Below are 20,411 nucleotides of genomic sequence, written 5' to 3'. Positions count from 1 at the left end.
CGTTACGGCGACGGCTGTTCCGTTTCGACAGGGGCCGTCTCGGCCGGGGCCGCTTCTGCCGGGGCCGCCCCGGCCGGGTCACCCTCCGCCGGGGCCGCCCCCGGGACCGCCGCGGGCAGGGTGACCGTCACCGCCAGGCCCTCGCCCGGGGCCGTGGCCACCCGTACGGTGCCGCCCTGCGCCTCCGTCCCGGCGCGTACGACGGACATGCCCAGGCCGCTGCCGTTCTCGCTCCCGGAGCCGCGTCCGGGTGCGCGGAAGAAGCGGTCGAAGATGCGGTCGGCGTCCGCGGGCTCCATGCCGGGCCCGGTGTCGGCGACGCACAGCACGCCGCGTTCCGCCCCGGGCCCGCCCTCGCGCGCGACCCGTACGCGTACGCGCGCCTCCGGCGGCGTGTGCACCCGTACGTTCGCCACGAGGTTGCCGACGATCTGCCGCAGCGTGGCCTCGTCCGCCAGCACCGGGCAGCCCTCGGCCGGGAGTTCGCGGTGCACGGGCCGTTCGGGCTGCTGCGCGGTGAGGTCGTCCAGGGCGTCCGCCGCGACGCGCGCCAGGTCGACGGCGCGCGGGCGCAGCTCCGGCTGCCGGTCGAGGCGGGCGAGCAGCAGCAGTTCGTTGACGAGCCGCGCCATGCGCTCCGTCTCGGCGGTCATACGGGCCAGGGCGCGGGACCGTTCCTCGTCGCCGTCGAGCATCCCGCGCTCGTACAGCTGGAGGTAGCCGCGTACGGAGGCGAGCGGCGTACGCAGCTCGTGCGAGGCGTCCGCGGCGAACCGGCGCAGCTGGGCCGCCGAACGCTCCCGCGTCTCGAAGGCGCCCTCGATCTGGTGGAGCATCGCGTTCAGCGCGGTGCGCAGCCGCGCGACCTCGGTGGCGTCCCTGCCGCGCGGTTCGACGCGGCGTGCGAGGTCGGCGCCGGTCAGCTCGCCGTCGGCGATGGCGGTGGCCGTGTCGACCATGTCGCCCAGCGGCCGCAGCCGCCGCCGGGCGGTCACCAGCGAGGCCACGGCGAGCACGGAGAGCAGCACGGCACCGGTGACGGCCTCGATCACGATCAGCTTGGTGACGTTCGCGCGGACGCTCTCGGTGGAGGCGACGGCGACGATGTAGCCGCCGTCCCGCAGCGCCGTCACCTTCGCCCGGTACGGGACGCCCGCCGCCTCGAAGGAACGGATCTCTCCGCTCCGTGCCCAGCCCGCCGGGTCGTCTACGGCGTCGGCGATGGCGCGGCGCCGGGCGGCGGCCCCGGGCGAGTACCGGTCCGCGGGGCCGACCTCGACGGGCTCGCCGTCTTCCGTCAGGACGAGCGGGCCCCGCGCGGACAGCATGGCGTAGCCGTTGCCGGCTCCGGCACCGAACTGGTTCTCCACCGCCCCGACGAGGTCGACGAGCCGCTCCGCGTCCATCCGCGTGAAGCTGGAGTTCCGTATGGCGTCGTGCGAGGAACGGAGCTCCGAGTCGATGTCCCGGACCAGCACCGTGTAGAGGCCGCCCGCGGCCACCCCGGCCGCCAGCACGAGGGCGACGGCGAGCAGCAGTACGTTGCGCGCGGTGAGCTGGGCGCTGAGCGAACGGGGGCGCCGCCACGGGCTCACGGTCACGGCCCGGCCTGGTCGCGGGCCCGTGCACGGGCGCGGTCACCGGTCTGCTCCGGAGGCCCGGGCGCCGTCGCCGTATCCGTCTCCGTCTCCGCAGCCGCAGCCGCAGCCGCAGCCGCAGCCGTATCCGCCGTATCGGCCGTCTCCGCCGCCTCCGTGAGCCCGTAGCCGACGCCACGCCGCGTGACGATCAGCGGCGGTCCCAGCCCGTCCAGCTTCCGCCGCAGATAGCTGACGTACGTCTCGACGACGCTCGACTCGACCACCGTGTCGAACCGCCAGACGTGGCGCAGGATCTGCTCCTTGGTGACGACGCGGCCCGCGTTGCGCAGCAGGTAGCGCAGCAGGTTGTACTCGGTCGGCGTGAGGCCCACCGGCTGCCCCGCCCGCCGTACGGTGAACGTGGCCTCGTCCATCTCCACGTCCCCGTGCCGCAGTACGTGCCGTTCCGCCGGGGTGGCGCGCCGGGTGCGGCGCAGCACGGCCCGTACGCGGGCCAGCACCTCGTCCACGTTGAACGGCTTCGTGATGTAGTCGTCGCCGCCCAGCGCCAGCCCGCCGACCACGTCACCGCCGCTGTCGCGTGCGGTGAGGAACACGACGGCGAGGTCGTCGCGTTCGGCGCGCAGTTCGCGGCAGATCTGCCAGCCGTTGCCGTCCGGCAGCATCACGTCGAGCAGCAGCAGATCGGGGCGCAGCTCGCGGGCCAGCGCCAGGGCCTGTTCGCAGCTCGCCGCGTGGGCGACGGCGAACCCGTGGAAGCGCAGGGTGATCTGCAGGATGTCGGCGATGCTCGGCTCGTCCTCCACGACCAGCACGGTGGCGGGGGTGTGCGGGTGACCGGGACCGTCCATGGGCCCAGTATCCGGCGCCGGAGGCGGCAACGGGCGGCCGGAACCTGAGAGTTCCCTGTGAAGCGGATCGGAGACCGCCGAGAGCCGTTCCGCCACCGCGTACGCGTCTCGGAGCCTTGGGCCTGTCGTTGGACCACAGGGACACGAGAGATCCGCCGAGACAGGAGAACGACCCGTGGCAGTTCTTGCGCGATGGTGCTTCCGGCACCGCATCGTGGTGTTCGCAGTCTGGTTGTGCGCCCTGCTCGGCACGTTTGCCGGGAGCAGCGCCGCGGGCACCGGCTACACCGACAGCTTCGAGCTGCCCGGCACCGAGTCGACCCGCGCCGCCGACCTGATGGCGGAGGAGTTCCCGCAGGAGGCCGGCAGCAGCAACTCGGTGGTGTGGCGCGTGCCCGAGGGGCGGTCCGTACGGGACGCCGCGGTGCGCGCGGACATGTCCGGCGCGCTGGCGGACATCGCGAAGGTGCCCGAAGTGGGCTCCGTGGCAGGGCCGTACGGGGCCGGCGGCGACAGCACGCGGATCAGCGAGGACGGTCGCGTCGCGTACGCCACCGTGACCTTCACCCGCCAGGCCGACGAGCTGGAGAAGGCGCACATCGAGGAGGTCATGGACGCCGCCGGGGCCGCCGCCCGCGACGGCCTCCGGGTGGGACTCGGTGGTGACGCCGTGGAGCGGGCCGAGGGTGAGCCGCCCGGCGGCATCGCCGAACTGGTGGGCCTCGCGGCGGCCGCCGTCATCCTCTTCCTCGCCTTCGGCTCGCTGTACGCCATGCTGCTGCCGCTGCTCTGCGCGGTCTTCGGGATCGGCACCGGGCTCAGCACCGTCGGGCTGATCAGCCACGTCACCGACCTCTCGTCGGCGGCGCCGCTGCTGGGCAGCCTCATCGGGCTCGGCGTCGGCATCGACTACGCGCTGTTCATCGTCACCCGGCACCGCAGCGGCGTCATGCGGGGCCTGGCACCCGAGGAGGCGGCCGTACGCGCGGTCAACACGGCCGGGCGCGCGGTGCTGTTCGCGGGCGGCACGGTCTGTATCGCGCTGCTCGGCATGATGACCCTCGGCATCGGGATGCTCGACGGGGTCGCCATAGCGGCCTCGTTGACGGTGCTGCTCGGCGTGCTGGCGGCCGTGACGCTGCTGCCCGCGATGCTCGGGCTGCTCGGCCCGCGCGTGCTCTCGCGCCGCCAGCGGCACCGGCTGGCCGTGCACGGGCCCGCGCCCGAGCAGGCCTCGGTGAAGCGCGGCTGGGGCCGCTGGGCCGCGTTCGTGCAGCGCCGGCCGCGTACGGTCGGCGCGCTCGCCACCGTCGTCATGGTGGTGGTCGCGCTGCCGGTCCTCTCGCTGCGGCTGGGCACCACCGACCAGGGCAACAACCCCGAGTCGAGCACGACCCGGCAGGCGTACGACATGCTCGCCGACGGCTTCGGGCCCGGCTTCAACGGCCCGCTCCAGCTCGTCGCCGAGACCCCCGGCGGCCCGGCCGGCGAGGGCGCCCGACGGGCGGCGCTGGACCGGCTGGTGGCGGACGTACGGGAGACGGACGGCGTGGCGCGTACGACCCCGCCGTCGTCGCCCGGACCGGACTCGCGGATCGCCGTCATACAGGTCGTGCCCGAGACGGCACCGCAGTCCGCCGGGACGGACGAACTGATCGACCGACTCCGTGACGAGACGCTGCGGGAAGCCGAAGCGGAAGGGGATGTGGAGGTCCTGGTGACCGGTTCGGTCGCCTTCAACAAGGACTTCGCGGAGGTCGTCACCGGCAAACTGCCCATGTTCATCGGCGTGATCGTGGCCCTCGGCTTCGTGCTGCTGCTGATCGCCTTCCGCTCCGTCCTCGTGCCGCTGACGGCCGCGCTGATGAACCTGCTCGCCGCGGCCGCCTCGTTCGGGCTGCTGGTCGCGATCTTCCAGTGGGGCTGGGGGAGCGGGCTGCTCGGCCTGGGCGACCAGGTGCCGATCACGTCGTTCCTGCCGGTCATCATGCTGGCCATGCTCTTCGGGCTGTCGATGGACTACCAGGTCTTCCTGGTCAGCCGCATGCACGAGGAGTGGGTGCACACGAAGGACAGCGCGCGGGCGGTACGGGTCGGGCTGGCCGAGACCAGCCGCGTGATCACGTCGGCGGCGCTGATCATGGTCTGCGTCTTCTCCGCGTTCGTCCTCAGCGGCGACCTGGAGGGCGTGATGGTCGGACTCGGGCTGGCGGGCGCGGTCGCGCTGGACGCGTTCATCCTCCGCATGATGCTGGTGCCCGCCGCCATGTTCCTGCTGGGCCGCGCCAACTGGTGGCTGCCGCACTGGCTCGACAGGCGGCTGCCGCATCTCGCGGTCGAGCCGAAGGAGGACGCGGAAGCGGGCCCGCCCGAGCCCGAAGCGGACCCGGAACCGGAAGCGGCGCCCCAACCCCGCGTGCAGGCACCCGTATCCGTATCCGCGCTCGCGCCCGTACCCGTGCCCGCCGGTGAACAGGCCGCGATCCGGGGCACGGTGCACGACGCCGCCGGCATCCCCGTGCCGCGCGCCTCGCTCACCCTGATCTCCGCCGGCGGCAACCAGCTCGCCAAGTCCCGTACGGCGCAGGACGGCAGCTACTCCGTCACGGCGCCGGGCGAGGGCGCGTACATCCTCGTCGCCACCTCGCCCGGACTGGGCGCTGCGAAGAGCAGGAGCGTGCTGCTGAACGACGGCCCGGTGCGGCTCGACCTCCGGCTGGACCGGCCTGAGGGCGACGGCGACGGGGAGGGGGAGGGGAGTGCGGGCGGGGCGCCGTAACGGCCCGGTCAGAGACGGCGGTTGTGGGTGCCGGGCGTGTAGCCGAAGGCGCGCCGGAAGACGTCGATGAACGCGCTCGTCGACGACCAGCCGCAGCGCCGGGCGACCGCGCTGACCGGCACGTCGTCGGCGAGCATGCGCAGGGCGTGGTAGAGGCGCAGCTGCGTGCGCCACTGCGGGAACGTCATGCCCAGCTCGCGGCGGAAGAGGCGGCTGAGGGTGCGTTCACCGGCCCCCGCCGTCGCCCCCAGCGCGGCGAGGCCGCGCGGGTCCGCCGGATCGCGGTGCAGGAGCGCGCAGACGGCGGCGAGCCGCGGGTCGGTGGGCGCGGGCAGCTGCACGGGCTGCTGGGGCGAGGCGCGCAACTGGTCGAGGAGCACGGCGCGCAGGCGGCGCCGTTCCGAAGTGTCGTCGAGCGGGCCGCGGGTGTACGCGAGGATCAGCTCCCGCAGCAGCGGGCCGACGGCCAGGACGGTGGGGGCGTCCAGTCCGAGCGGGTTGGTGTCCGGGGGCAGCCCGAGAAGGTGCAGGTCGAGCTGGCCGTGGGCGCGGTGCGCGTGTACGCAGCCGGCCGGCACCCAGATGGCGCGCGTGCCGGGGGCGAACCAGGTGCCCGCGTCGGTGGTGACGGCGAGGACGCCGGAGCCGGCGTAGATGATCTGGTGGTCGTCGTGCCGGTGCGCGTCGATGCGCTCCCCGGGCGCGAGCACCTGCGTACGGGTGGGCGCCTCGGGAGTGTGGCGGATATCCGGCATGGTTTGGCATTTTATCGGAAGCGCGCCAGGCGCTGCCGTGGCGACGATGAGCGGGTGCCGAAGCGACAGCCGAGCCCGAAGCGACCGAACCCCGCGCAGCCGTACCCCGCGCAGCCGAACCCCACGCGACAGAGCCCGAAGCCGCCCTCCCGCGGGCGGCCGCTCACCCTCCTCGCCCTGAGCCACGCCTGCGTGGACGTCTACCAGGGCGCGGTCGCCGCCCTCGTCCCGTACTTCGTGTCCGAACGCGCCTACACCTACGCCGCCGCCTCCGGCATCGTCCTGGCCGCCTCCCTCCTGTCCTCCGTGGTCCAGCCGCTGTTCGGCGCCTTCACCGACCGGCGGGCCATGCCGTGGCTGCTGCCGGTCAGCACGCTGGCGGCCGGTGCGGGGGTCGCCCTCGCGGGCGTCAGCGGTTCGTACGCCGTCACGCTGACCGTCGTCGCCGTGTCCGGGATCGGCGTCGCCGCCTACCACCCGGAGGCCGCGCGCGCCGCGCGCAAGGCGAGCGGCGGCAGCCACACCGCGATGGGCTGGTTCTCGCTCGGCGGCAACCTCGGCTTCGCCACCGCCCCGCTGCTCGTCTCCGCCGCCGTCGGCACGGGCGGGCTGCACGCGTCCCCGCTGCTGGCCGTGCCCGCGCTCGCCGGGGCGGCGCTGTGCGTGGCGGCGCTGCGCCGTACGAAGGCCGCCGCGGGTGCGACCGCATTGGCCGCCGCGCGTACGGAGCACGCCGCCGTACGCGACGACTGGGCGTCCTTCGTACGGCTGTCGGGGGCGGTCGTGTGCCGCTCGGTCGTCTTCGTCGGCCTCAGCGCGTTCATCGCGCTGTACGTGCGCGAGCGCACCGGCGGCGGCGAAGTCGCCGGCACGGCCGCGCTGTTCGTGCTCTACCTCGGCGGCGCCGTCGGCACCGTGGCGGGCGGGCGGCTCGCCACCCGCTGGGGCCGGCTGCCGGTCGTACGGTGGTCGTACGCGCTGACCGTCCCCGCCGTGGCCGGCGTGGTCTTCGTGCCGGGCCCCGCCCTGTACGCGTGCGTGGCCCTCACCTCGGCCGGCCTGTACGTGCCGTTCTCCCTGCACGTCACCCTCGGCCAGGACTACCTGCCCCGCCGCGTCGGCACCGCCAGCGGAGTCACCCTGGGCCTGACCGTCAGCGTCGGCGGCCTCGCCGGCCCGCTGATCGGCGCCCTCGCCGACGCCGCCTCCCTGCGGACCGCCCTTGCACCGCTGATCGCGCTGCCCGCGCTCGGCTGGCTGCTGCTGCGCACCCTGCGGGAGCCGGACATGCCGGAGGCGGCCGGCGCCACCGCCGGCCGCCCCCCGCCGCTGTCCGTACGCGACCAGTCCGTACGCGACCCCTGAGGCGTCAGAAACGGCGCGTGATCAGCGCCCGCTTGACCTCCTGGATGGCCTTCGTGACCTCGATGCCGCGCGGGCACGCGTCCGTGCAGTTGAACGTCGTACGGCAACGCCACACGCCGTCCTTGTCGTTCAGGATCTCCAGGCGCTGCTCGCCCGCCTCGTCGCGGCTGTCGAAGATGAAGCGGTGCGCGTTGACGATCGCCGCCGGGCCGAAGTACTGGCCGTCGTTCCAGAAGACCGGGCACGAGGACGTGCACGCCGCGCACAGGATGCACTTGGTGGTGTCGTCGAAGCGCTCGCGGTCCTCCGCGCTCTGCAGCCGCTCCCGCGTCGGCTCGTTCCCGGTGGTCACCAGGAACGGCATCACGTCGCGGTACGCCTGGAAGAACGGGTCCATGTCGACCACGAGGTCCTTCAGGACCGTGAGCCCCTTTATGGCCTCGACCGTGATCGGCTTGTCCGGGTTGATGTCCTTGATCAGCGTCTTGCAGGCCAGCCGGTTGCGGCCGTTGATGCGCATCGCGTCCGAGCCGCAGATGCCGTGCGCGCAGGAGCGCCGGAACGTGAGCGTGCCGTCGACCTCCCACTTGATCTGGTGCAGCGCGTCCAGCACCCGCTCCTTCGGATCGATCTCGATCCGGAAGTCCTCCCAGGACGCCTCGGCCGAGACCTCCGGGTTGAAGCGGCGGATCCGGAAGGTGGCCGTGATCAGGTGCGAGGCGCTGTTCTCCGCCGAGTCGACGGGGCCGCGGTCCGCGCCCTTGCCCTTGTCCAGAGTTGCGGTGCTCATCAGTACTTACGCTCCATCGGCTGGTAGCGGGTCTGGACGACGGGCTTGTAGTCCAGCCGGATCGACTCGGTGCCGTCGTCGCCCACCTCGCGGAACGCCATGGTGTGGCGCATGAAGTTGACGTCGTCGCGGTTCGGGAAGTCCTCGCGGTAGTGCCCGCCGCGCGACTCCTTGCGGGCGAGCGCGGAGACAGCCGTCACCTCGGCGAGGTCCAGCAGGTTGCCCAGCTCCAGCGCCTCCAGCAGGTCCGTGTTGAACCGCCTGCCCTTGTCCTGGACGCTGATGTTCCGGAACCGCTTGCGCAGCTCGCCGATCCGCTCGACGGCCTCCTTGAGCGTCTGCTCCGTACGGAAGACCATGACGTTCTTGTCCATCGTCTCCTGGAGCGCCTTGCGGATCTCCACCACCCGCTCGTTGCCGGTGGCGTCGCGCAGGTTCTCCACCTCGTCCTCGACGAACTTCGTGGGGTTGTCCGGCAGTTCCACGAACTCCGCCGTCGCCGCGTGGTCCGCCGCCGCGATGCCCGCGCGCCGCCCGAAGACGTTGATGTCCAGCAGCGAGTTGGTGCCCAGCCGGTTCGCGCCGTGCACGGACACGCAGGCGACCTCGCCCGCCGCGTACAGGCCGGGCACCGGCGTCGTGTTGTCGGCCAGCACCTGCCCCTGCACGTTGGTCGGGATGCCGCCCATCGCGTAGTGCGCGGTCGGCTGGATCGGGATCGGGTCGGTGTACGGCTCGATGCCCAGGTACGTACGCGCGAACTCCGTGATGTCCGGCAGCTTCGCGTCCAGCTGCTCCGGCGGCAGGTGCGTCAGGTCCAGATAGACGTGGTCCTTGTCGGCGCCGCAGCCGCGACCCTCGCGGATCTCGGTGTAGATCGCGCGGGAGACGACGTCGCGCGAGGCGAGGTCCTTCATCACGGGGGCGTACGTCTCCATGAACCGGTCGCCGTCCCGGTTCCGCAGGATGCCGCCCTCACCGCGGGCGCCCTCCGTGAGCAGGATGCCCATCTTCCAGATGCCCGTCGGGTGGAACTGGAAGAACTCCATGTCCTCCAGCGGCAGCCCGCGCCGGTACGCGGCGGCCTGGCCGTCGCCCGTCAGCGTGTGCGCGTTCGACGACACCTTGAAGAACTTGCCGCTGCCGCCGGAGGCGAACACCACGGACTTGGCGCGGAAGACGTGGATCTCACCGGTGGCCAGCTCGTACGCGACCACGCCGGCGGTCCGCTTGATCCCGTCGGACTCGTTGAGCAGCAGGTCCAGGACGTAGAACTCGTTGTAGAACTCCACGCCCTCCTTCACGCAGTTCTGGTACAGCGTCTGGAGGATCATGTGGCCCGTGCGGTCCGCCGCGTAGCAGGACCGGCGTACGGGCGCCTCGCCGTGGTTGCGGCTGTGGCCGCCGAACCGGCGCTGGTCGATCGTGCCGTCCGGGGTCCGGTTGAACGGCAGGCCCATCTTCTCCAGGTCCAGGACCGAGTCGATGGCCTCCTTCGCCAGGATCTCGGCGGCGTCCTGGTCGACCAGGTAGTCGCCGCCCTTGATGGTGTCGAAGGTGTGCCACTCCCAGTTGTCCTCCTCGACGTTCGCGAGGGCGGCGGCCATGCCGCCCTGTGCGGCGCCGGTGTGGGAGCGGGTGGGGTACAGCTTGGTCAGCACGGCGGTACGGCTCCGCTTGGTGGCCTCGATGGCCGCGCGCATCCCGGCGCCGCCGGCGCCGACGATGACCGTGTCGTACTTGTGGATCTTCATGGCAGAAACCTCAGCCCCGGTGCGCTAGCGGATGTTCGGGTCGAAGGTGAAGATCACCAGCGTGCCCAGCAGTACGGTGAACACCGTGGCGGTGTACAGCAGCATCTTGAGCCAGAGCCGGGTGTTGTCCCGCTCGGCGTAGTCGTTGATGATCGTCCGCAGCCCGTTCGCGCCGTGCAGCATCGCGAGCCACAGCATGACCAGATCCCACGTCTGCCAGAACGGCGAAGCCCAGCGGCCCGCCACGAACGCGAACCCGATCTTCGTCACGCCGCCGTCCAGCACCAGCTGGATCAGCAGGTGCCCGAGCACCAGCACGACGAGCACGATCCCGGACAGCCGCATGAACAGCCAGCCGTACAGCTCGAAGTTCGTCCGCGTCGACTTGGGCGTACGGGCGGTGCGCGCCCGCGGCGGCTCGATGACGGGCGCCGGGTTGCCCGGCCCGTACTCGGCGTCGCCGCCGGAGGTACCGGTCATCTCGATGTCAGTGGCCATGTCGATCAGCTCCCGAACAGCTCGCGCAGGGTGTGCTGCAGCACGGGGTAGAACGCTCCGGCCATCAGCACGGCCCAGATCCCCACGACCGTCCACAGCATCTGCTTCTGGTACTTCGCGCCCTTCGACCAGAAGTCCACGGCGATGACACGGAGACCGTTCAGCGCGTGGAAAAGCACGGCGGCGACGAGGCCGTACTCCATCAGATTGACGAGCGGCGTCTTGTAGATCGCCACCGTGTCGTCGTACGCCTCGGGGGACACGCGCACCAGCGCGGTGTCCAGGACGTGCACGAACAGGAAGAAGAAGATGAGGACGCCGGTGACTCGGTGAGCCACCCAGGACCACATGCCTTCCCGGCCGCGATACAGCGTTCCAGCCGGCACGGAACAAAACCCTCCGGGAGCGGGGACAAGGGGCCGGCCGCCATTTTCGGTCGGGCCCGGCCGGGTACGGTCCACCGGCCGTCGCCATCGTAGCCACGCTTTACCGGCGAGTTAGGGGCGGGGGCCCGCAGGTGTGATCAAACAGGCACGGATGGGCGGCCGGGGTTCGGGTACCCCGAGGAGGTATGGCCGCGGCCTGTCGGGGGCGGCCGGGAGGCCGTTGCGGTGGTCGTTGGCTACGGCTTCTGCCGTTGTCTTTGCGGCGGCCTCTACGGCGGCCTCTATGGCGGCCTCTATGGCGGCCTCTACGGCGGTCTCTGCGGCGGCCTCTACGGTCGCGCCGGGTCGGTGCGCGGGGCCGCGCCGAGCAGTCGCGCGAGTCGGCCGCGCGCGAGCCGCCGCAGCTCCTCGGCGGCGACGGCCCGTTCGGTGTCCTCGTCGTGGACCAGCCGCGTACGCAGCCCGACGAGCGCCAGGTCGACCCGTTCCTCGGCACGGCAATCGTCCAGGCACACGACGAACGTGTGCCCGAACCGCGCCTCGTACGCGGCGTGCGCCGCGCGCAGCGCGGTGTGCGCGGCGAGCGCGCTGGGCCCCTCGGTGAGCGGCTGATCGACGCGCTCCCCGGCGAGCGCTTCCGCGAGATCGGTGTGCGTCATGTCATAACTCGCCTCGTCGGCGGCGGCCAGCAGCGCCTCCACGTCCGGGTACGGCCGGTGCGCCGCCAGCCGGTGTGCCCACCGGGCACTGCCGCAACAGGTCAGCAGCGCGCGCTCCGCGTCCCGTACGGAGGCGTCGTTGAGCCGCCGCAGCGGGCTGTCCGGGGCACCGCCTCGCGGCGTGGGCAGCGGGAGAGGCAGGGGCATGGCTCCTCGCGCACGGGGTGACGGAGGCCCGCGCGAAGCGGGCCGGTGCGGTGGCGGGTGGCGCCGTCACCGTAACGAGGCGGCCGGGGCGTGGTCCGACGCGTGCGCGATTTTCACCCGAATGGGTAACTTGCCCACAACCCAGCCCGTCCGGCGTTTGAGGACGGACGGGGGCGGCCACGGCGTGTGCCGGGCCACTTCAGGGTGGCCTCCCAGAGGTACGTGGGCCAGCGGCCCGGCGGCGAACCTCGCGAGCATCGTGGCTGAGGGCCGTCCTCAAACGCCGGACGGGCTGGAATCTGGCTGAGGCGCTCGACCAAAGCGGAGGGGGCGCGCGGGGGCCGTCCCTTATCCACTTCCGACGCTGCCGCCGAGGGCTGAGGGGGCAGCCCGACCCCCGAACCTGAACCCCACACCTGCGTGGCAGGCGGCAGATTTGTACAAGAGCCGCCTCCGCCCCGGGCGCCCCTCCGGCGACGCCCGCCGAACGGCGCCCGACGGTTCGCAACACGGTCCCCGAGAAGGTGGTGACACAGTGGAGTACGACACCCCGCACACCCGCAGCCGGTCACGAGCACAGACGACGGTCCCGGCCGAGCCGCCGCCCGCCGAGATGCGGAGAATCGAGGAGTCCCTGCGTACGGTCGGCGCGTGCCGCGTCCCCGCCTCCGGCGTTCGCATGTGTACGGGCACGGAGCCCGAGGCCTGGGAGGTGTTCGCGCGGCACTGGGACAAGCTGGAGGCGGACACGTACGCGGCGGAGCGAGGCACGCGGCGGTTCCGCCGGTACGGAGCCTTCTCCTTCGACGCCGCCACCGCCCGTACGAGCCCCCTGTCGCACACCTCCTTCGTCCAGCCCGAGAACAGCAACCCCCTGTACACGGAGGTTGAACGCGTCTTCGAGCCGCTGACCGACGCGTTCGCCGACGACCCCCTGCTGCACGGGCTTCTGCGCCTCCTGGGCCGCGCGGCCACGGGCCTGGACGAGGCCAGGACATGGGTGGTGAAGGTCCATCCGTTCCGCGTCGTCGCGTCCGCGGACGACGCCGGGGAGCCCACTCCCGAGGGGATGCACCGCGACGGAGTGACGCTCGTTTCCTCGCTTCTCGTCAACCGCAGCAACGCCCGCGGCGGGCGGAGCACGGTGACCACGCTCGACGGCCGGCCGCTCCTCGAGACCACCCTCGGCAAGCCGGGCACGCTGCTCCTCGGCGACGACCGCAGCACCCTGCACGGTGTCTCCCGGGTCCGCCCGCGCGATCTCGCACGGTCCGCACGGCGCGACGTCCTCGTGGTCACCTTCGCACCGGAGTCCGGGCAGTCCTGAACGGACCCGCGCGGTGACCGCCGGTCAGGCGGGCCGGGGAGCGGTGCGGGCCGTGCGACCGGCGCGGGCCGTGCGCCGGACGAGGTCGTCGACGACGCCGTTCAGGCCCCCGTGCCGGGACTCGGCGGCCCGCTGCCGCTCCGCTCCGCCGCCGCGCGTGCCCAGACGCCGCAGGAAGTCCCGTACCAGCGCCAGGTCCCCGTTCCCCTCGAGGACCGGCCGCACCTCCTCGACCAGCCACCCGGCCTGAACGGAGAACGGGGCGACCCTCCCGTCCAGCGGGTCCACGCCCGACCCCGTCCAGCCGTCCCTGGCGGCGCGCCAGTACGCCGCCCGGAGCAGCTCGGCGCTGGGCCGCGGCCCCGGGTCTCCCTGCCGGACCCGGCCGAGGCCCGCCACGACGAGCGCGCGCACGAGTACGGCGAGGGCCACCGTGTCCTCGATGTCGGGCAGCACGTCCATGCAGCGGATCTCGACGGTGGGGAAGCGCGAGTTCGGCCGGATGTCCCAGAACGGCGTGCGGGCGTCGAGCATGGCCTCCGACCGCTCCATCGCCTCCGCCATCCGCTCGTACGCCTCCACGGACTCCGCGTACGGGGGCGGGCCCAGGCAGGGGAAGCGGCTTCGGATGACGGCCCGCCAGCTGGCGTATCCCGTCTCGCGGCCGTGGTGGAACGGGGAGTTGGCGGCCATCGCGACCAGGAGCGGCAGCCACGGCCGCAGGTGGTTGGAGACGAGTACGGCCGCCTCCCGGTCCGGGCAGTGCGCGTGCACGTGGAGAGCGCAGATCGCGAAGTCGTCGAGCATCGCCCGGTACTGGGCGACTCCTTCCCGGTACCGGGGGTGGTCGCCCAGCGCCTGGGTGCCGACCGGTGCGACGGCCGTGCCCGAAGCGCAGAGGCGGAGGCCCTGTGTGCGTGCGGCCGCGCAGGCCGCCCCACGGAGCCGTACGAGCTCCGCGCACAGGGCGGCGGCGTCCGCGCGGGGCGGCGTCCGGACCTCGACCTGGTACTCGGTGAACTCGCCCGTGACCAGGTCCCCCACCGACCGCGCGGCGTGGGCGGCCACGGCGCTGCCGGCGGGCTGCGGGGCCCGCGTGCCGGGGTGGACGAGGAAGTACTCCTCCTCGACGCCCATCGTCGGCGCGTCTCCCGGCGGTGCCGCGCGCGGAGAGGCAGGGGATCCGCTCATCCCCTCAGCATCAGTCCACGTGGTCCGCCTGTCACTTCGGCAGGCGGCCTCGGGCGCCGCCCGCCGTTCGGACTGCTCAGCGGTTCGGGCCGCGGAAGCGGCCGAACGCCTTCGTGAGTCCGCCGAGCGTGGAGCCCTCCGGCCGGGCCGCGCCGGGAGCGGGCGCGCCCTCGGGGCGCGGGGTGGCGGCGAGGGCGGCCTGTGCCGCCTCGGCCGCCTCCTTGTACAGGTCGCGCGACTGCGTCATGGACTCCAGTGCCTCGGCGTACTTGGTGACCATGCGCTTGGCGTGGGCGAGCTCCTCGTCCGGGGTGAGCAGGTGCCAGCCGTGCCGCAGCCGGGTCAGGGCCACTTCGGCGTCGGGCGGCAGGGGCCGGGGCAGTGCGGCGAACTCCTGTACCCGGTCGAGGAATTCGGCCGGTTCGCTGCCGTCCAGGAAGATGCTGCGGACCGTGTAGCGCTCCGGGTCGTAGTCGGGGTGCTGCGGCATGCCGGGCAGGACGATGGCTCCGCCGCGCGGCATCCGGGCGTTGAACTCCCGTTTCAGGGCGAAGTCCGCGATCCGGGCCTGCTCGGGGGTGGCGCGGTGCTCGACCACGCGGTGCCGCAGGCTCGGCGGCAGGAAGGCCGTGACGGGCCGCTGCCCCGGCGGGGCGGGTGTCATCGCCTCGTGCACCAGGATGTGCAGGTACCAGCTGTGCCGGGTGCAGTCCCGCAGCCGGCGGCGCAGGTCGTCGTCGTCTTTGGGCAGGTGGTTGGCGGTGCGCAGCCGTACGTCCGGGACGGTGTCGTGGTTCCAGGCCCCTTGGTCGACGTCGGGCCAGAACATGGTGACGGGCGAGGTCCATCGCATGGCCCACGCCTGTTCCGCCTCCGCGGCGAGCACCCAGGTGACGCCCTCGGTCTCCTTGCGCCGTGCGGGCGGCTCGTAGGTGGTGAGCTGGGCGCGTACGGTGACGCCCTCCTCCGGGCGCCAGCGCGCCTCGAAGAGCCGACGGGCCGACGGGCCGGGGTCCGCGGCCGCCTCGCGCGGGTGCAGCGCGGTGGAACGGGCCGCTTCCGCGGGGTCGAGTTCCAGGAAGTCGTCGAGCACCCCGGCCGCCTTGAGGGCGATGAGGTTGCGCTGGACGTCGAGCTCGGGATCGGGCCCGAGGTGGCGCCCGCGGCCGAGCCACGCGGTGTCGGGGACGGTGGCCGTTGGGGTGCTGTTCTTCGCCATGGAGTCGTTCTGTGAGCGGTCGGGGGACGGGACAAGTATGGTCCGGCGAAGGAACAGCCGTCCATGTTCCGCCTCAGAAGGCGGACTTTCCGGGGAGGACGGCGGCGAGCACGAGTTCGAACCGCGGGGGCGTGAGCCTGCCGCCGCATCCCGCCCTGGCCCACGGCACAGCAGGCCGGACGGGGTGCGGCGGCACCCCACGTATCAGATGTCGCGGAACGTCTCGATCTGCGCGCCCACCTCGTTGAGGCGCTCGGCCAAGTCCTCGTAGCCGCGGTTGATCACGTACACGTTGCGCAGCACCGACGTGCCCTCCGCCGCCATCATCGCGAGCAGCACGACCACCGCGGGCCGGAGCGCCGGCGGGCACATCATCTCGGCGGCGCGCCAGCGGATCGGGCCGTCGACCAGGACGCGGTGCGGGTCCAGGAGTTGAAGGCGGCCACCGAGCCGGTTGAGGTCGGTGAGATAGATCGCGCGGTTGTCGTAGACCCAGTCGTGGATCAGCGTCTGGCCCTGCGCGGCGGCGGCGATGGCCGCGAAGAAGGGGACGTTGTCGATGTTCAGGCCGGGGAACGGCATCGGGTGGATCTTGTCGATGGGCGCCTCCAGCTTGGAGGGCCGCACGGTGAGGTCGGTGAGGCGCGTACGCCCGTTGTCCGCCGCGTACTCGGGCGTGCGGTCGAAGTCGAGCCCCATCTCCTCGAGTACGGCGAGCTCGATCTCCAGGAACTCCGCCGGCACACGCCGTACCGTCAGCTCGGACTCCGTCACCACCGCGGCCGTGAGCAGGCTCATCGCCTCGACCGGGTCCTCGGAGGGGGAGTAGTCGACGTCGACGTCGATCTGCGCGAGGCCGTGCACGGTCAGCGTGGTCGTGCCGATGCCCTCGACGCGGACGCCCAGCTGCTCCAGGAAGAAGCACAGGTCCTGGACCATGTAGTTGGACGACGCGTTGCGGATGACGGTCACGCCCGGGTGCCGCGCCGCCGCCAGGAGGGCGTTCTCGGTCACCGTGTCGCCGCGCTCGGTCAGCACGATGGGGCGGTCCGGGGCGACGGAGCGGTCCACCCGCGCGTGGTACAGGCCCTCGGTCGCGGTGATGTCCAGCCCGAACCGGCGCAGCGCGATCATGTGCGGCTGCACGGTGCGGGTGCCGAGGTCGCAGCCGCCCGCGTACGGGATGCGGAACTGGTCCGTACGGTGCAGCAGCGGGCCCAGGAACATGATGATGCTGCGCGTACGGCGTGCCGCGTCCGCGTCGATCGCCGCGAGGTCGAGCTCGGCGGGCGGCACGATCTCCAGGTCGGCGCCGTCGTTGATCCAGCGCGCGCGAACGCCGATGGAGGCCAGCACCTCGAGGATGCGGTAGACCTCCTCGATGCGCGCGGCGCGGCGCAGCACCGTACGGCCCGAGTTGAGGAGCGTGGCGCACAGCAGCGCGACGCACGCGTTCTTGCTCGTCTTCACGTCGATGCTGCCGGACAGCTGCCGCCCGCCGACGACGCGCAGATGCATCGGGCCGGAGTACCCGAGCGAGACGATCTCGCTGTCGAGGGCTTCCGAGATGCGGGCGATCATCTCAAGACTGATGTTCTGATTGCCCCGCTCGATGCGGTTCACCGCGCTCTGACTGGTGCCCAGCGCCTCCGCGAGTTGTGCCTGTGTCCAGCCGCGGTGCTGACGGGCATCGCGGATCAAGTGCCCGATCCGGGCGAGGTAATCGTCGGTCATGAGGGAGACAATATCTCAGATGTGAGATAGACGCGGCACGAGACGGCCGTATGGGTGACGCGGGCCCGTGCGCGGCGGCGACGGCCGTCCGCCGCGTCCGTACGGTTCGCGGCATGTGCCCCGGGTACCCGCCATGCGGGATTCGACGCCTGTTCGGGTCCGCCGGAATCGGCGGTGCGGGGTAGGGCGCGCATGACCGTGCGGTGGTCGTGTACTAGAGTTATCTCGACATCGAGATACCTGTCGTAGGCGCACACGCCACCGCTTGCGAGTAAGGCTTGCCTAACCAAGCCGTGCTCACCATAGCGGATCGGCAATTCATGCATTGAAGGAGACTGTCGTGTCGGCGAACAGCTTCGACGCCCGCAGCACACTGCCGGTGGGCGACGAGTCGTACGAGATCTTCAGGCTGGACAAGGTGGAAGGCTCCGCCCGCCTCCCTTACAGCCTGAAGGTGCTGCTGGAGAACCTGCTTCGCACCGAGGACGGCGCGAACATCACCGCCGATCACATCCGTGCGCTCGGCGGCTGGGACTCGAAGGCGGAACCCAGCCGTGAGATCCAGTTCACGCCGGCCCGCGTGATCATGCAGGACTTCACCGGCGTGCCCTGCGTCGTGGACCTCGCCACCATGCGCGAGGCCGTCAAGGAGCTGGGCGGCGACGCCGAACGGATCAACCCGCTGGCGCCGGCCGAGCTGGTCATCGACCACTCCGTGGTCGCCGACAAGTTCGGCACGCGCGAGGCGTTCAGCCAGAACGTGGACCTGGAGTACGGCCGCAACCGCGAGCGCTACCAGTTCCTGCGCTGGGGCCAGACCGCCTTCGACGAGTTCAAGGTCGTCCCGCCCGGCACCGGCATCGTGCACCAGGTGAACATCGAGCACCTGGCCCGTACGGTCATGGTGCGCGACGGGCAGGCGTACCCCGACACCCTCGTCGGCACCGACTCGCACACCACCATGGTGAACGGGCTCGGCGTGCTGGGCTGGGGCGTCGGCGGCATCGAGGCCGAGGCCGCCATGCTCGGGCAGCCCGTCTCGATGCTCATCCCGCGCGTCGTCGGCTTCAAGCTGCGCGGCGAGCTGCCCACCGGCACGACCGCCACCGACCTGGTGCTCACCATCACCGAGATGCTGCGCGAGCACGGCGTGGTCGGGAAGTTCGTCGAGTTCTACGGCGAGGGCGTGGCCTCCGTGCCGCTCGCGAACCGCGCCACGATCGGCAACATGTCGCCGGAGTTCGGCTCCACCGCCGCGATCTTCCCGATCGACGACGAGACGATCAACTACCTGCGCCTCACCGGCCGTTCCGACCAGCAGCTCGCGCTCGTCGAGGCGTACGCCAAGGCGCAGGGCCTCTGGCACGACGCCAAGCACGAGCCGGAGTACTCGGAGTACCTGGAGCTGGACCTGGCCACGGTCGTGCCGTCGATCGCCGGCCCGAAGCGCCCGCAGGACCGGATCGCGCTGTCCGACGCCAAGCACAAGTTCGGCAAGGACGTGCGGAACTACGTCAGCGACGCCGACCAGGACGAGGCCGGCAAGGAGTCCTTCCCGGCCTCGGACTCGCCGGCCGTCTCCAACGGCGTGCCCACCAAGCCGGTCCAGGTGACCGGCCCGGACGGGACGGTGTACGAGATCGACCACGGTGCCGTCGTCGTCGCCGCCATCACGTCCTGCACCAACACCTCCAACCCGTCCGTGATGGTCGGCGCGGCGCTGCTGGCGAAGAAGGCCGTCGAGAAGGGCCTGACCCGCAAGCCCTGGGTGAAGACGACCCTCGCCCCCGGCTCCCAGGTCGTCATGGACTACTACGACCGCGCCGGCCTCACCCCGTACCTCGACAAGCTGGGCTTCAACCTCGTCGGCTACGGCTGCACCACCTGCATCGGCAACTCCGGCCCGCTGCCGGAGGAGATCTCCGCGGCCGTCAACGACAACGACCTCGCCGTCGCGGCCGTCCTCTCCGGCAACCGGAACTTCGAGGGCCGGATCAACCCCGACGTCAAGATGAACTACCTCGCGTCGCCCCCGCTCGTCGTCGCGTACGCCCTCGCGGGCTCCATGAAGGTGGACATCACCACCGAGGCGCTCGGCACCGACCAGGCCGGCAACCCGGTCTACCTCGAGGACATCTGGCCCTCCGAGCAGGAGGTCGAGGAGGTCGTCGCGGGCGCGATCGGCCAGGAGATGTTCACGAGCAGCTACGCCGACGTGTTCGCCGGCGACGACCAGTGGAAGGCGCTGCCCATCCCGACGGGCAACACCTTCGAGTGGGACGCGGAGTCCACGTACGTCCGCAAGCCCCCGTACTTCGACGGCATGGGCGCGCAGCCGGAGCCGGTCGGGGACATCGAGGGCGCCCGCGTGCTGGCGAAGCTCGGCGACTCGGTCACCACCGACCACATCTCGCCGGCCGGTGCGATCAAGGCGGACTCGCCCGCCGGGAAGTACCTCACGGAGCACGGCGTGCAGCGCCGCGACTTCAACTCGTACGGCTCCCGCCGCGGCAACCACGAGGTCATGATCCGCGGCACGTTCGCCAACATCCGGCTGCGGAACCAGATCGCGCCCGGCACCGAGGGCGGCTTCACGCGTGACTTCACGCAGGAGGACTCGCCCGTCACGTCGATCTACGACGCCTCGCAGAGCTACCAGGCGCGGGGCATCCCGCTGGTCGTGCTGGCCGGCAAGGAGTACGGCTCCGGCTCGTCCCGCGACTGGGCCGCCAAGGGTACGCGGCTGCTCGGCGTACGGGCGGTCATCGCCGAGTCGTACGAGCGCATCCACCGGTCGAATCTGATCGGGATGGGCGTGCTGCCGCTCCAGTTCCCGGCGGGTGCCACGGCGCAGTCGCTCGGCCTGACGGGTGAGGAGACGTTCAGCGTCACCGGCGTGACCGCGCTGAACGACAGCATCCCGGAGACCGTCAGGGTGACCACGGACAGCGGCGTCGAGTTCGACGCGACGCTCCGGATCGACACGCCCGGCGAGGCGGACTACTACCGCAACGGCGGCATCCTCCAGTACGTGCTGAGGTCGCTCATCCAGCGCTGACAGCCTGCGGCTTCACAGAACGAACACGGCGCCGCGCCCCGACACCGAGGGGCGCGGCGCCGTCGTATGTCCGGGAGGTCTCAACTAGGGAAAGACTGATGACCTAAGTTGTCTTCGATCTTGCCCCGTCGGCGACAAGTGGACTATACCTGTCGGCACCTTGCGTGAACCTCCACACAGCGGGCCGGTCATTACGGCACGATCCAGCTGCACGCGGTATCCAGCTTGATGCAGAAT

General features: G+C 71.9%; 14 protein-coding genes and 1 pseudogene. 4 read left to right on the top strand and 11 right to left on the bottom strand.

All coding sequences use genetic code 11. The annotated features are described in order from the left end of the window. Nucleotides 1–2 precede the first annotated feature (2 nt). Nucleotides 3–1,601: a sensor histidine kinase gene (locus DVA86_RS09815; RefSeq protein ID WP_208877448.1), complete on the bottom strand. Its 1,599-nt coding sequence runs from the start codon at nucleotides 1,599–1,601 to the stop codon at nucleotides 3–5. Nucleotides 1,602–1,753: 152 nt separating this feature from the next. Further along, nucleotides 1,754–2,452: pseudogene (locus DVA86_RS09810) on the bottom strand (response regulator transcription factor); the annotation flags it as partial. 175 nt (nucleotides 2,453–2,627) lie between these two features. On the opposite strand from DVA86_RS09810, the gene DVA86_RS09805 reads away from it, so the two are divergent. Next, the gene (locus DVA86_RS09805) at nucleotides 2,628–5,231 is read left to right on the top strand and encodes an MMPL family transporter (RefSeq protein ID WP_208877444.1); all 2,604 of its coding nucleotides are present in this window, start codon (nucleotides 2,628–2,630) and stop codon (nucleotides 5,229–5,231) included. Between the two features lie 8 nt (nucleotides 5,232–5,239). Here DVA86_RS09805 and DVA86_RS09800 read toward each other — a convergent pair whose 3' ends face one another. Beyond that, nucleotides 5,240–5,986, bottom strand: a complete 747-nt coding sequence (locus DVA86_RS09800) for an AraC family transcriptional regulator (protein ID WP_208877442.1) — start codon at nucleotides 5,984–5,986, stop codon at nucleotides 5,240–5,242. A 177-nt stretch (nucleotides 5,987–6,163) separates the two neighbouring features. Between DVA86_RS09800 and DVA86_RS09795 the strand changes: the two genes are divergently transcribed. Continuing rightward, the gene (locus DVA86_RS09795) at nucleotides 6,164–7,351 is read left to right on the top strand and encodes an MFS transporter (protein ID WP_245997573.1); all 1,188 of its coding nucleotides are present in this window, start codon (nucleotides 6,164–6,166) and stop codon (nucleotides 7,349–7,351) included. Between the two features lie 4 nt (nucleotides 7,352–7,355). On the opposite strand, the gene DVA86_RS09790 is transcribed toward DVA86_RS09795, so the two are convergent. The 5 genes from DVA86_RS09790 to DVA86_RS09770 form a co-directional block, all read right to left on the bottom strand. Beyond that, on the bottom strand, nucleotides 7,356–8,141 hold the full coding sequence (locus tag DVA86_RS09790; protein ID WP_208877430.1) for a succinate dehydrogenase iron-sulfur subunit: 786 nt from the start codon (nucleotides 8,139–8,141) through the stop codon (nucleotides 7,356–7,358). Then, a complete protein-coding gene (gene sdhA / locus DVA86_RS09785) occupies nucleotides 8,141–9,895 on the bottom strand; it encodes a succinate dehydrogenase flavoprotein subunit (protein WP_208877428.1) in 1,755 nt (584 codons plus the stop codon). Before sdhA ends, DVA86_RS09790 begins: the two co-directional genes overlap by 1 nt. A 24-nt stretch (nucleotides 9,896–9,919) precedes the next feature. Continuing rightward, nucleotides 9,920–10,393 carry a succinate dehydrogenase hydrophobic membrane anchor subunit gene (locus tag DVA86_RS09780; RefSeq protein ID WP_208877427.1) on the bottom strand — a complete coding sequence of 158 codons (474 nt, stop codon included), beginning with the start codon at nucleotides 10,391–10,393 and terminating at the stop codon, nucleotides 9,920–9,922. A 5-nt stretch (nucleotides 10,394–10,398) separates the two neighbouring features. Then, a complete protein-coding gene (sdhC, locus tag DVA86_RS09775) occupies nucleotides 10,399–10,779 on the bottom strand; it encodes a succinate dehydrogenase, cytochrome b556 subunit (protein ID WP_208877426.1) in 381 nt (126 codons plus the stop codon). Between the two features lie 329 nt (nucleotides 10,780–11,108). Next, nucleotides 11,109–11,645 (bottom strand): 2-oxo-4-hydroxy-4-carboxy-5-ureidoimidazoline decarboxylase, encoded by a 537-nt coding sequence (locus DVA86_RS09770; protein WP_208877424.1) that lies wholly within the window; start codon nucleotides 11,643–11,645, stop codon nucleotides 11,109–11,111. A 535-nt stretch (nucleotides 11,646–12,180) separates the two neighbouring features. Here DVA86_RS09770 and DVA86_RS09765 point away from each other — a divergent pair. Next, nucleotides 12,181–12,972, top strand: coding sequence for a 2OG-Fe dioxygenase family protein (locus DVA86_RS09765; RefSeq protein ID WP_245996464.1), 792 nt, complete (start codon nucleotides 12,181–12,183; stop codon nucleotides 12,970–12,972). A 24-nt stretch (nucleotides 12,973–12,996) separates the two neighbouring features. Here the strand turns inward: DVA86_RS09765 and DVA86_RS09760 are convergent, their stop codons facing one another. From DVA86_RS09760 to DVA86_RS09750, 3 genes are all read right to left on the bottom strand, one after another. Further along, nucleotides 12,997–14,163, bottom strand: a complete 1,167-nt coding sequence (locus DVA86_RS09760) for a carboxylate-amine ligase (protein ID WP_208877423.1) — start codon at nucleotides 14,161–14,163, stop codon at nucleotides 12,997–12,999. 76 nt (nucleotides 14,164–14,239) lie between these two features. Then, entirely contained in the window at nucleotides 14,240–15,382 is a 1,143-nt protein-coding gene (locus DVA86_RS09755) for a hypothetical protein (RefSeq protein WP_208877421.1), read from the bottom strand. A 204-nt stretch (nucleotides 15,383–15,586) separates the two neighbouring features. Further along, nucleotides 15,587–17,116, bottom strand: coding sequence for a helix-turn-helix domain-containing protein (locus DVA86_RS09750; RefSeq protein ID WP_208877420.1), 1,530 nt, complete (start codon nucleotides 17,114–17,116; stop codon nucleotides 15,587–15,589). 340 nt (nucleotides 17,117–17,456) lie between these two features. On the opposite strand from DVA86_RS09750, the gene acnA reads away from it, so the two are divergent. Next, the gene (acnA, locus tag DVA86_RS09745; RefSeq protein ID WP_208877418.1) at nucleotides 17,457–20,174 is read left to right on the top strand and encodes an aconitate hydratase AcnA; all 2,718 of its coding nucleotides are present in this window, start codon (nucleotides 17,457–17,459) and stop codon (nucleotides 20,172–20,174) included. The last annotated feature ends 237 nt before the right edge of the window (nucleotides 20,175–20,411 follow it).

It is taken from the genome of Streptomyces armeniacus, assembly GCF_003355155.1.
In the GTDB taxonomy this organism is placed as follows: domain Bacteria; phylum Actinomycetota; class Actinomycetes; order Streptomycetales; family Streptomycetaceae; genus Streptomyces; species Streptomyces armeniacus.
Note: the sequence above shows the minus strand (reverse complement) of the source record. Positions and strands in the feature narration are given on the sequence as shown.